This is a genomic window from Butyricimonas hominis (genome assembly GCF_014287455.1).
Classification (GTDB): domain Bacteria; phylum Bacteroidota; class Bacteroidia; order Bacteroidales; family Marinifilaceae; genus Butyricimonas; species Butyricimonas muris.
On record NZ_JACOOH010000002.1, the window covers coordinates 631747 to 644575 of the forward strand.

The 12829-nt window shown below is 40.6% G+C and carries 13 protein-coding genes; 6 read left to right on the top strand and 7 right to left on the bottom strand.

The window, feature by feature from the left end:
• Positions 1-2: 2 nt before the first annotated feature.
• Together H8S64_RS06325 and H8S64_RS06330 are read left to right on the top strand one after the other, a co-directional pair.
• Complete coding sequence (locus H8S64_RS06325) at positions 3-692, top strand: hypothetical protein (protein ID WP_141560962.1); 690 nt, start codon at positions 3-5, stop codon at positions 690-692.
• A 320-nt stretch (positions 693-1012) separates the two neighbouring features.
• The gene (locus H8S64_RS06330; protein ID WP_099294551.1) at positions 1013-1621 is read left to right on the top strand and encodes a superoxide dismutase; all 609 of its coding nucleotides are present in this window, start codon (positions 1013-1015) and stop codon (positions 1619-1621) included.
• Positions 1622-1634: 13 nt separating this feature from the next.
• Here the strand turns inward: H8S64_RS06330 and H8S64_RS06335 are convergent, their stop codons facing one another.
• The 7 genes from H8S64_RS06335 to H8S64_RS06365 form a co-directional block, all read right to left on the bottom strand.
• A complete protein-coding gene (locus H8S64_RS06335) occupies positions 1635-2234 on the bottom strand; it encodes a GNAT family N-acetyltransferase (protein WP_186975387.1) in 600 nt (199 codons plus the stop codon).
• Between the two features lie 207 nt (positions 2235-2441).
• Positions 2442-4601 (bottom strand): S46 family peptidase, encoded by a 2160-nt coding sequence (locus H8S64_RS06340; RefSeq protein ID WP_186975388.1) that lies wholly within the window; start codon positions 4599-4601, stop codon positions 2442-2444.
• A gap of 29 nt (positions 4602-4630) precedes the next feature.
• Positions 4631-5221 carry a Maf family nucleotide pyrophosphatase gene (locus tag H8S64_RS06345; protein WP_186975389.1) on the bottom strand — a complete coding sequence of 197 codons (591 nt, stop codon included), beginning with the start codon at positions 5219-5221 and terminating at the stop codon, positions 4631-4633.
• Between the two features lie 3 nt (positions 5222-5224).
• On the bottom strand, positions 5225-6160 hold the full coding sequence (locus H8S64_RS06350) for a geranylgeranylglycerol-phosphate geranylgeranyltransferase (RefSeq protein WP_186975390.1): 936 nt from the start codon (positions 6158-6160) through the stop codon (positions 5225-5227).
• A gap of 17 nt (positions 6161-6177) precedes the next feature.
• A complete protein-coding gene (locus tag H8S64_RS06355) occupies positions 6178-6705 on the bottom strand; it encodes a KdsC family phosphatase (protein ID WP_099292479.1) in 528 nt (175 codons plus the stop codon).
• A gap of 21 nt (positions 6706-6726) precedes the next feature.
• Positions 6727-7566: a Rossmann-like and DUF2520 domain-containing protein gene (locus H8S64_RS06360; protein ID WP_099292480.1), complete on the bottom strand. Its 840-nt coding sequence runs from the start codon at positions 7564-7566 to the stop codon at positions 6727-6729.
• Positions 7567-7568: 2 nt separating this feature from the next.
• Positions 7569-8048, bottom strand: coding sequence for a hypothetical protein (locus tag H8S64_RS06365; protein WP_099292481.1), 480 nt, complete (start codon positions 8046-8048; stop codon positions 7569-7571).
• A 119-nt stretch (positions 8049-8167) separates the two neighbouring features.
• Between H8S64_RS06365 and H8S64_RS06370 the strand changes: the two genes are divergently transcribed.
• The 4 genes from H8S64_RS06370 (at position 8168) to buk (ending at position 12754) form a co-directional block, all read left to right on the top strand.
• On the top strand, positions 8168-8956 hold the full coding sequence (locus H8S64_RS06370) for an aminotransferase class IV (RefSeq protein ID WP_186975391.1): 789 nt from the start codon (positions 8168-8170) through the stop codon (positions 8954-8956).
• Positions 8957-9065: 109 nt separating this feature from the next.
• Positions 9066-10433 carry a serine hydrolase domain-containing protein gene (locus tag H8S64_RS06375; protein WP_099292483.1) on the top strand — a complete coding sequence of 456 codons (1368 nt, stop codon included), beginning with the start codon at positions 9066-9068 and terminating at the stop codon, positions 10431-10433.
• Between the two features lie 3 nt (positions 10434-10436).
• Positions 10437-11561 (top strand): glycerate kinase, encoded by a 1125-nt coding sequence (locus H8S64_RS06380; protein ID WP_186975392.1) that lies wholly within the window; start codon positions 10437-10439, stop codon positions 11559-11561.
• Positions 11562-11680: 119 nt separating this feature from the next.
• The gene (gene buk, locus H8S64_RS06385) at positions 11681-12754 is read left to right on the top strand and encodes a butyrate kinase (protein WP_186975393.1); all 1074 of its coding nucleotides are present in this window, start codon (positions 11681-11683) and stop codon (positions 12752-12754) included.
• The last annotated feature ends 75 nt before the right edge of the window (positions 12755-12829 follow it).

Consider the following 12829-nt stretch of genomic DNA (forward strand, 5'->3'; position numbering starts at 1 on the left):
GTATGAAAAACAAATTAATGTATTTAGTAGCTGTGTTATTTGCAGCATTCGTGTGCTTCTCGTGTAGCGATGATGACAAAAATGATGGTGATGAAGAACTCACTGGAGTTTGGAATTATGGTTCAAAAGGTGATGTATATTTAGAATTAGAATATGCGGAAAATAAAATTGATATAAGCGATTTCCTTAGTATACTACCTGCTGAAATAAAAGCTGCAATTGCTGTTTTATATCCGGATGGAAAAATTCCAGTAGCTGATGTAAAAAAACTTTTAGCACCTTATGCTAAGCAACAAATGCAAGAGTATTTCAGAGGGATCAATTTTTTATCTGATAGTGAATTAGAAATCCTAATCACTAAAGACAAGAAAGATCAAAAGATTAAAACCACTTACGAGATACAGGGAACTGTACTTAAAATCAGCACTCAAAGTGAGGATTTCAAAACGATAACCAATAATATGATTCCCGAAGCAGTAGCGTCTATTGATTTGAATTATTTCTTCAAAGATGGAAAATTAACTCTTTATGTGAATACAACATATGCAAAAACTATTATTAGTATGATTCCCCGTATACTAGTAGCAGCAGAAGTTATTCCCGAAGAAGTTTTACCCGGTGTTACAACTGCAGTACAGAACATTTCCAACAAAATCACTAAATTAGAATTTGGTCCCGTCCTTGTTCGCTAATTCATACTTTTCCCCGGCCACTAACATGCCGGGGAAAATTTTAAAATTCCAAACGCTTCATAGCATTTTTATATATTCCTAAGCATTTCTCCTAAATTATTTGTTTTTAAGTATTTTCGTCGGATACCCCTCTATATTATTGGTTTCTTTCCATTTTTATCTTCATATTCTCTAAAAATATCTTCCGATTAATGAAACTTTTTTTATAACTTATCGTTTCTATCCATTAGAATTACTAAATTTAAAGACAGTTTAATTTAAAACATAAGGATATGAAACCAGAAGAATTTAAAGATTTAGACGTGTTGATATCATCTGATATGATCAACAAAAGAGGTGCAGACAATAAATTTCAATTACCTGCTCTCCCCTACAAGGAAAATGCATTAGAACCCTATATTAGCGAGAGAACGATTCAATACCACTATGGTAAACACCTTGCTACCTATATCACGAACATGAACAACCTGATTGCCGGAACCGAGTTTGAAAAAATGTGTCTGGAAGGTATCGTGATCAAATCAGAGGGCGGAATATTCAATAATGCCGCACAAACTTACAACCATATTTTCTATTTCGAAACATTCCAACCGCATAATGCAGCAAAGGTTGCTCCTACCGGAAAAATAAAAGAATTGATAGATAAATCGTTCGGGAACTTTGATGCTTTCAAAGAAGCGTTTGCCAAAGCAGCCACTACCTTATTTGGTTCGGGTTGGGGCTGGTTGGTTGTCGACAAAGACGGGAAATTGGAAATCATGCAAACAAGCAACGCCGACACCCCATTGAAACATGGCAAGAAACCGATATTAACCATCGACGTTTGGGAGCACGCTTATTATTTGGACACTCAGAACGCTCGCCCGAAATACATCGAGAATTATTGGAATATTATCAATTGGGACGTTGTAAACAAACGACTGGCATAAAAGATAATCTATACTACACTTTTAACCTAGTCATGAGCGGAAGAATTTTTCTTCCGCTCATGACTTTTATAGCCTCTCCGGAATCTCTTTCGATAACTATTTTTCTATAATCTCCATCATTCTTTTTATAAAACCCATTACTTAACAAAGCCTTTATCGAGAACGTGTTTTCTTCAGAAGGGTCTGCCGATATTTCACGCCCACCAATTTCAATGATTTTTTCTTCCAACTTCTGAATAACTATTTTGCCGATACCTTTATTCAGGTACTCTTCTTCACCAATCAAATAACCAATTTCATAAGTGTGGTTCTCTTCGACAACGTCTCTATACAAGCTCTCAAAATCATGGCCTTCTTCCTCTAAATCTTTCAGAAAGAAGCAATCTGCATAAAGGCAATACCCTATTTTCCTATCCTTATAGTGAATAATAAAATGTTTTATAAAATCATACTTACCATTTCTATTATTTACTTCATCCAACCAAGCCTCTCTTTGTTCTTCTCCATTCGGGCACAACCATTTGTAGATATATTCCTTGTTCAGCCAACTATTAAACAAGGGTATATCTTCATTAAACAGAGGTTGTAATATGATTTCGTTTTTATATATCATAAACTAAAGATCTTTTTCAGTACAACTCTTGTCTGCCAATAAACACAAAGGAATTATTGATTAGTACCATAAGACGATATTTATACTCAATACGCAAAGATAATTATTGTCTTATAATAATTATAGCCGATTACATAAAACTATAAAGTCCGTAAAATCAAAATATACTGATTTTACAGACTTTATAAGCAAGTATATTGCAAACCTCTACCGAATGATCTCCATCTCCTCGATCAGATGTTTTGCCCCGGCGTACTTGTCAATGATGAAAAGCACGAAGCGAATGTCAACCGCAATATTCCGACAGATTTCCGGACTGTATTGCATATCCGACATCACACCTTCCCATGCACGGTCAAAATTCAAACCGATTAGGTTACCCTCGGCATCCAATACCGGGCTACCGGAGTTACCGCCCGTCGTATGATTGGTAGCAATGAAACAAACCGGTACTTCCCCGTCTTGCGTGTACGGACCGAAATCCCGATTCTTGTAAAGATCCCGTAATTTTTGAGGTACATCATAATCGTAGATATTCGGGTTATCCTTTTCCATAATCCCTTTCAACGTGGTATACGGCGTGTAATAGACGGCATCCAAAGCCTTGTAACCGGACACTTTACCGTAAGCAATTCGTAACGTGGAATTAGCATCCGGATAGAACACTTTATCGGGTTGCATCTCCATCAAACCGGCCATCCACAACCGATTCAGAGTAACCAACTCCCGTTCTATACGACTTAACTCGGGATTGATTTTTTCGGAACGTAAGTTTTGAATACCTTCCATCATTTGGTAAATCGGATCCTTCTCGAGCTTTTTAACCGTTTTGGCGTTCAATTTATCCACGAAGGCCAACAAGCGCTCTTCATGAGTAAAAATGGATTTTTTGAAAACATCTGCCGCATGGCGTTCGTAATTATTTCCTTTGATATCACGAATCACTCCCGGAATCCATTGCTCTCCTAAATCCTTGTTATTATACAATTTAAGCATTTCAACCAGAATACGTTCATCCGTGGCAGGATCATAATCTTTATAAAAGGACGTCACATAATCTTTTATCGTTTGCTTGAACTTATCCTTGTCCTCAGCTTTGTCAAAATACTCCAAAGCTCCCTTTATATTCCGGGCCAGACCTATCACTTCAGCACCGTTTAATCCGGCTTCCATCGCATAAGCCGCGGCAAGAATATATTCCTCGCGGGCTGCATATAATTCTTTATAACGATCGGTCAAACCGATATACTGAGATTTCCCGTTCGCTTGTGCCCATTGATTGAAATTCTGTTCCAGAACACGTTTATTATCCGCCGTGTTGAAACGATCTAATCCCTTAATCTCCCCTTGCCATTTCTTCCATGCGTTAGCCACGTTGGCAGCTTTAGCGGCATATTTAATACGTAATAACTCGTCAGACTCCATAGCTGCATTGATCACGTCCAGTTTTGCCGTCCGAATCTTGATCTTGTGTGGGTCTTCCACGTTCGCTATCTGGTCGATAGCATAAGAAGTCAAGTACTCGTTCGTTGTTCCGGGATAACCGAATACCATAGTAAAATCACCTTCTTTCACACCCCGTGCAGAAACTTTGAAAAATTTAGCCGGTTTGTAAGGAACATTATTCGGTGAAACCGCTGCCGGTTCATTATCCGGTCCTGCATAAATACGGAGAACGGAAAAATCACCCGTGTGACGAGGCCATGTCCAATTATCCGTGTCCCCGCCGAATTTGCCGATAGCCGAGTTAGGAGCACCTACTAAACGTACATCCCGGAAGATTTTGAAAATAGACATGAAATATTGATTCCCGTTGAAATAAGGTTTGATATTTGCTTGTAAATTTGTGCCTTTAACAGCTTCGGCTTCCAACTTACGGCTAATCTCTTTTACCTTCTCTGCCCGTTCTTGTTCAGACATATTATCGTTCAATGCGGCATTGATTTTATCCGTCACGTCTTCCATTCGCACAAGGATTGAAGCCGTGGTGCCGGGATTCATCAACTCTTCTTGTAACGACTTTGCCCAAAAACCGTCACGCAAGTAATTATGTTCCAAACTCGAGTGAGCTTGTATCATTCCGAAAGCACAATGATGATTGGTTATCATTAATCCTTGGTCACTCACGATTTCCGCAGTACAGAAATGCTGAAAAGGCGACCCCTCTCTTCCCAATCCAACCACGGCATCTTTCAACGAAGCCTGATTGATATCGTAAATATCTTCAGCAGTTAGTTTAAAACCGGCCTTTTGCATGTCTTCAATGTTGTATTTTTTCAACAACATCGGGATCCACATCCCTTCATCAGCAAAACCCGGTAAGGCAATCAGAATGAAAGCCAAGAAGCATAATGTAATTTTTCTCATTTACTGGTATTTTAAATAGTTATATATATTTAGAATTGTAACATTCGCAACGTTTCATACAACTTCTGCACCGGAAGTCCCATGACATTGTAAAACGATCCCTCGATACGTTCGATACCGATGTAACCAATCCATTCCTGTATACCGTAAGCTCCCGCTTTGTCAAAAGGTTTATATGTATCCACGTAATATTCTATTTCTTCGATAGATAGCGCTTTGAAAAATACATTTGTAAAAGACGAGAAAGACAATTGTTTGGTACATGTCGTGACGGAAACCCCGGTCACCACCAAATGACGGGCACCGGACAATTCCTGCAACATACGTATGGCATCTTCCCGACCGGTAGGTTTACCCAGTATTTTATCATGAATACAAACTACAGTATCGGCAGTAACCAACACTTCATCGGGTTTTAATTCATCTCGAAAAGCCTCGGCTTTCACCCGTGACAAGTATTCAGGAACTTTCTCCAAAGCCAACCCGTCCGGATATTTTTCTTCTACATCTTTTAATCTAACCTCGAAAGTAAACCCCGCGTCTTTCATTAATTGTTGTCTTCGGGGAGACGCAGAAGCTAATACAAGTTTATAATTCTTTATAGAGTGCATTTCTGTCATAAATTATTTAAGCGTTGTATGAACAAACAGACTCAGTAACATGCATAAAACCATAAGTGTCCGAATCAATCGTAACTGAACTTTCATACATCCCTTGCGGCGGATAACCAGCGCATACCCAATATAAGGTAAAATTAGAAATATTACCATGTATATTCCGGCAAGCACACTTTCCGAGAATTTCCACAAGAAAAACGTAATCAAGGAAGAAATTACCAGTATTGTCAATCCTGTCAATAAAGTTCGCGTGGCAGAAATTCCCCATTTCACGGGTATTGTAGTGATTCCTTCTGCCCGATCGCCATTCACGCTGTAAATATCCTTGTTGATCTCGTATATCAACATGTTAAAGAACAAAAGATACGAGAAACAAAGTGTCCAATAGAATACCGAAGCAAATCCGACATGGTTTTTCACGACAACATCCGAGTACACGTCACTCAACAGCGGTATTTCAAACGTGATAACCGTCAAAGGAATCAATCCCGCCAAAAAGGCAACGCATAAATTACCCCATATAAAATACTTTTTGAAGCGGGAAGAATAAAACCATAGAATAAGGGAAATAATCAAAAATAGAAATACGATTTCACTATGCTGAATACTTTGCGCAAGATAAAACGCTATCCCCACGGCAACCACGTTCAACAAGGTATGAAGCGTGATAGCGGTGCGACGACTGATTGTTTTCCCCACAATCACATGCCTGCTACCCGAAATCCGGTCAGCCTTGGTATCAAAATAGTCGTTTATCACGTAAGCAGCCGATACCAGACAACACACGGCAATCACCAGAAACGAAAAATCACGTTCCGGCATTTGTAACGAGAAGCCTTCCTTGTTCAAGACAGGCAGAACAACCAGATAACGCATGGCATACATCGTGAATGCCGTGAAAGCGATTGTTCTTAATCGTATTAATTTGAAAATTTCCAACATACGTCAGTTGTTTGTCATTACATGCATTTCACGTGGCACTGGGTATCCATCCATTCCCCTTTGGCTTTCAGTACTTGGGCTACAACATCACGCACGCACCCCAATCCACCCGGGGTATCTGATATATAGCGTGAAATCGATTTGATTTCCTCGCAAGCATCTGCCGGACATACAGGCATTCCCACTATCGTCATCACGTTGTAGTCTGGTATATCATCCCCCATATACATCACGTTTTCAGGATTCAAATTATATTTTTCGAGAAACTCGTTCAACGCTTCCACCTTGTTTGCCACCCCTAAATAGACTTCCGTAACGCCCAACTTATTAAAACGTTCCTTTACCCCGGGAGCATAACCACCGGAAATAATACACACGGGATATCCTTTTTTCACGCAATACATCATGGCATAACCGTCTTTCGTGCAAGATGTCCGTACCAAATCTCCCTCCGGGGTTATGTTCATCTCGTGACGAGAGAAAACACCATCCACGTCAAACGCGAAAGCTTCCACTTTTTTCAATTCTTCTTTGAACAGTTTCATGTTATATCATTTTAATTTTATCTACCATAATGTCGGCATATCCACGCTTTCCGCGGGAGATGCTTTCGAATCATCCGTTCCCTCTTTCACTTGCGCCTCTTTGATTCCGTCCGACAATAACGTGTATATCTTCAATAAATCTTTATTATTCTTCAACATGCTCTTGTGCATATTCATAATTCCCTCGTCTCCCCGTCTTGCAGGTCCGGTTTGTGCTTCTTCCGGCGTCAACAACATCACTTTGTGCGCAGTTTCGAATATCAACGGACGCAACATCGCGAATGACAATCCATGTTCTTCCAGCAATTTTCCCGCCACACTATACAAATAATTCGGGAAATTGCAGGCAAAAACGGCAGCGAGGTGTAATTCTTTGCGCTGCATAGAATTTATCGCGTATATTTTACCGGATAACTTCTCTGCCAACATCTTGATTTTTCCTAAAACATTCGGCGAACTCCCCTCGATACACAAAGGAATCTCATCAAAATCCAAATCCCTTTTTTTCGAAAAAGTCTGAACCGGATACAGTACACCATAATTCTTTGAGTAAGGCTTGAGTATATCCATCGGCAAACTTCCGGAAGTATGTAGTAACAACGCTTCTTCTTTAATTCTAATTGTCTTTAACAAAGACGCTAACGAATCATCACTTACACAAAATATATAAATATCTCCATCGGGATAAATCTCGCTCATTTCTGCCGTGTAGGCTATTCCCGTTTTCATTCCCAGCAGGCGGGCAGATTCAAGCGTGCGACTGTATATCTGACATAAATTCTCCCCCGCTTTTAATAAAGCTGCCGCTAAATGATGTGCCACGTTTCCCGCTCCAATCAATATGATTCTCTCTTGTTCCATAACTAATAAGCAATATTTTTAGGTGGTAAAACCCCACTTTTCAACGCTTCCAGCAAGCGTTCGCATGCCTTGCATATATCCTCGTAAAAAATCTCTGATATCAACACCAATTTCCCGTTGGTCATTTGCAAATGCTTATACCCGTTGGTATTTTCCGATTGATTCAATAGAATCAAATCCCCACCGGGAATAAACGTGTGAGTCATTTGATTGCGCAGTTTATCGTACAGGAAAGAATTGTCATTCAATTGACGATAACGTCCCCCGAACAATTTCTTCACGGCAAGAGAAAAACGTTTGGCCGATTGTCCCTTGGCCTTCATAGGTTTGTTATCCAAGAAACTCCCCAATACCTCAATAGCCTGTCCCATGATGACAAACTGCATGTATGACAGCCCGACACCTTGTAATTTAGCAATTTCTTTTTCAACCACTTCACGCAAAAAATGCTCGCTTCTTTCTATTTGTTCTTCTGCTTCCATATCATAGTCAAAAGTAACGCGAATAATCGAAAGTTACAAATATGATTTTTATAAACATTTCTGTCTATATAATCGTTTTAAACCATAAATTTGCACCGCGATAACTAAGGAGATAAATTATGATGCTATTTAACAACCAACCGATAGATAATAAAGAATATTCCGAAGATATTTTAAATCACGGATTAAGTATATATGAAGTCTGCCGAGTTTTTAGAGGCAATGTCATTTTCATGAATGATAACTTGTTAAGGCTGGATAATTCAATTAAAAAATCAGGTCTGGATATAGACTTGACAACCTTGCACGTGGAAGAAAAACTGAAGCGTTTGATTGAACTCGAACATATCAAGGAAGGTAATATAAAATATGTACTACACGTTTCCCCCACGGGAGTTGACGAGTATGTTTACCAGATAAAACACTCCTACCCGAGAGAAGAAGACTATCAGCACGGAGTTGACACGGTAACTTGCCGTGCCATGCGGGAAAACGCCGAGGTCAAATACATTAATTCCGGTTTGCGGGAAATGACAAATAAAATCATCGGCGAACAAGGCGTACACGAGGTATTACTCATTGATGACGAGAATTTTATCACGGAAGGCTCTCGCTCCAACGTATTTTTTATCAAAGACAATACCTTGTTCACGGCACCTCTCCCTCATGTATTACCCGGAACAAGTCGCAAGCGGGTACTGACCATCTGTCAGGGAAATAACATCCGGGTTGAAGAAAAACGAGTGGCTTACAAAGACTTATCCACTTATGAAGCAGCCTTCATCACGGGTACTTCTCCATTGGTATTGCCCATATTGCATATAGACAATATTACCTTTGATCCTCACCATCCTCTGCTTGTCCGAGTTATGGAATATTACTTCGATTTGTTAAATAAGAATTTTTAGAACTGTTTTACACGAATTTGTTTTGATAGGAAATACATTTTTCTTAATATTGCAAGCGTAACATCCTTTTGTCATAGAATGTTACGCTTTGATTTTTTAATAGCATATAATGAAATACACGATACTACTGATATTAATTTTTGTTGTACTTATTACTATCCCTTGGAAATCTCACCCCGAAAAGATCCAAGTTGAAGAAATTCCCCCTCAGGATACGTTAGCCATAGCCATACATGATTTATTCACCAATGAATATTCCGATCTTGACGAAACCAAACGTTTAGATAATACCATCGAACGATTTATGCGTCAATGGGAAATAAAAGGTGCATCGTTGGCGATTATGAAAGACGGGAAATTAATTTACAGTAAAGGATACGGGTACGCGGATGAAGAAAACGGAATAAAAACAGACGTGAATCATATCTTCCGTATTGCTTCGGTTTCCAAATTAATCACCGCGGCAGGCATCATGAAGTTAGTCGAAAACGGCAAATTATCTTTGGATGACAAGGTTTTCGGAGAGGACGGGATATTGAACGACACGACGCTATATTACCCGATCAAGGATAAAAGAGCCAAAAACATTACCGTTGAAAATTTACTCCGGCATCAAGGTGGTTTCACCGCACGTTACGGAGATCCGATGTTCAATCCCGTGGATATCGCGAAGAAAATGGATGTTCCCGCGCCTGCCGACCTCAACACGGTTATCAAGTTCGTATTATCAAGACGTTTGGGTTTTACTCCCGGCACAAGTACCAATTATTCCAATGTGGGGTATGGTATCCTGACCAAGATCATCGAGCAAGTTGCCGGGGAAGATTACGAACGCTTCATTCAGGATAATATCTTAATCCCCGCGGGATGTTATGATATGCATCTGGCACATAATCTTTATGAAGAACGTTATTTGAACGAGGTACGTTACTACGAACAGGCGGATGCCGATCTAATCCGTGCCTGTGATGGTAGAGATACCTTACTCCCTCGCAGTAACGGCGGAAATAACATAGAAGCTCTTTCCGGAGCCGGTGGTTGGGTTGCCTCTCCTACTGAATTATTATGTTTCTTGGCTGCGATAGACGGGGACGATTCCTATCCGGATGTATTAAGTCAGAACAGCATCAACACCATGGTTAGTTGCCCGGGTTTCTCTTTGCCTATCGGTTGGATGAAAACAAATGGTCGCGGAGATTGGTTACGTTCCGGTACATTGGCTGGCACCAGTGCAATGCTCAAGCGTCAACATGATGGTTTTTGTTGGGCTTTCGTGACAAACACAAGTAATTGGACCGGACCTCATTTCCCGCAGAAAATAGAAAGCATGGTATACCAAGCAATGAACCGGGTAAAAGAATGGCCGGACAGAAATTTGTTCGATCCTGCCTATTGCAAAAACTTCCATGACAAGAAAAAACTGTTGGCAGACGATAGAAGCACAAAATTCGGACCTCCCTTGCCCGATAATATTTAAGCGATGAACTTTTTGAACGGACGTCATATTCTGATCGCTCCCAATGCTTTCAAAGGGAGTATAAATGCTTTTGATTTTTGTAAAGTCGTGGCGGCGGAATTTGAAGAATGTGGCTTGTCTACTGTGTCGCTCCCGCTGGGTGATGGCGGCGATGGAACTGCCGAAATAATTGCATGGTATTTAGACGCGATTCCCGTTAAAACGCTGACAAAAGATGCACTGGGAAGAGAGCATACCGCATCCTATTTTATGCATGAAAATACCGCTATCATAGAACTCGCGGCTGCCTGTGGTCTGAAACACTTGAAACGGGAAGAATATGACATTTTAAACGCGACTACAACCGGATTCGGAATATTAATAAACCATGCAATAGCACACGGGGCAAAGGAATTAATTCTTTGTGTCGGGGGAAGCGCCAGTGTTGACGGCGGTACCGGGGCTCTTTTGGAAATGGGTTTGACAATTGTAAACGAGGAGAGTAAAAACAACAACCATATTACAGATATTAAGGATATTGACATAGAATACTTACAGCAAAAATTTAAAGATATCCGTATAACTATTCTTTGCGATGTTGACAATCCGCTTTGCGGGCCGGAAGGAGCCGCATCCGTGTTTGGTCCACAGAAAGGTGCCTCTCCCGAACAAGTTATCATGCTGGATAAACAATTGCGTTATTTTGCCGATTTACTACACGCTAAAACAGGCAAAGAAGTGTGTAACTTGAAACATGGCGGTGCGGCGGGAGGCATCACGGCAGCCATGTATGCCTTGTTGAATGCCCGTCTTGTATCCGGCTCATCATATTGCCTTTCTCTCGCCCGTTTCCGGGAACATCTATCCGGAGCGGCTGTCGTCATCACGGGGGAAGGTAAAATTGATCTACAATCGCTTTATGGCAAGATACCCGGTACGGTAGCTTCCTTGTGCAGAGAGCGAAATATACCGGTTTACGCTATTGTAGGACTCGCTGAAAAACAGGCAATTCCCTATTTCGACAAAGTGTTCACCTTGGTCACTTATGCCCGTTCCGTACACGACTCCATCACGAATACCTCCCATTACTTGAAACTGGCGGCACAAGCGATGATTGATACTTTATATTTGTCGGCTTATTCGGATTGATTCTCTATTACAAATAAATTATCACTTTTTCTTTGAGTTTTGCTTACAATTTATAAATTTTGCAGCCTCAAAACGTGCGAAAAAGAATAATTATTAATATAAATATAACAGTTAGAACTATGTCATTTAAAATTCTCGCGATTAACCCGGGTTCAACATCCACGAAAATCGCTATATTCGAGGACGAAAACGAGAAGTTTGTAAAAAACATTAAGCATTCAGCAGAAGAGATTGCCCAATTCGACAACGTGGCTTCTCAATTCCAATTTAGAAAAGATATCATTCTCTCCGAATTAAAAAACGCCGGATTTGATATTAACGAAATTCAAGCCATTGTTGGAAGAGGTGGTTTAGTTAAACCTATCGAATCTGGTGTATACGAGGTAAATGAAGCATTAATTCATGACTTGAATAATCCCCCTCTTGGTGAACATGCTTCCAATTTAGGCGGTTTAATCGCAAACGATATCGCTAAATCGCTTAAAAACGGAGCGAAAGCATATATCGCTGACCCGGTTGTTGTTGACGAATTGCAAGACGTGGCACGCGTCAGTGGTCATCCAGCATTCAAGAGAGTTTCAATCTTCCATGCATTGAACCAAAAAGCAATCGCTCGTACCTATGCCAAAGAGATTGGCAAAAAATACGAGGACACGAATTTAATCGTGGCTCACTTGGGTGGTGGTGTTTCCGTTGGAGCACACCTGCAAGGACGTGTTGTCGACGTGAATAACGCATTGGACGGGGACGGTCCGTTCTCACCGGAACGTTCAGGTTCTCTCCCGACCGGGCAACTCGTGAAACTTTGTTTCAGCGGTACCAAAACGGAAGCCGAAATCAAGAAAATGATTAAAGGCGAAGGCGGCTTGGTGGCTCACTTGGGCACAAATGATGCTTATGAGGTAGAAATGAAAGCCAAAGAAGACCCGAAATACAAATTAATTCAAGATGCCATGTCCTATCAGGTTGGTAAGGCAATCGGTGCGATGGCTGCCGTGTTGAAAGGTAAAGTGGATGGAATCCTGTTGACCGGGGGAATCGCTTACAATCCTTTCCTCGTGGATTACGTGAAAGAAATGGTGGGTTTCATCGCTCCCGTGAAAGCTTACGGCGGAGAGGATGAAATGAGAGCTCTGGCGATGAACGGCTTAATGGTTCTTCGAGGTGAACTTACCGGAAAGACTTACAAGTAAATAAATAATTTAGGATTAGATAGTTTGAAAGTCCGCTGGAAATAATCCGGCGGACTTTTATTTTCATCACCCGTT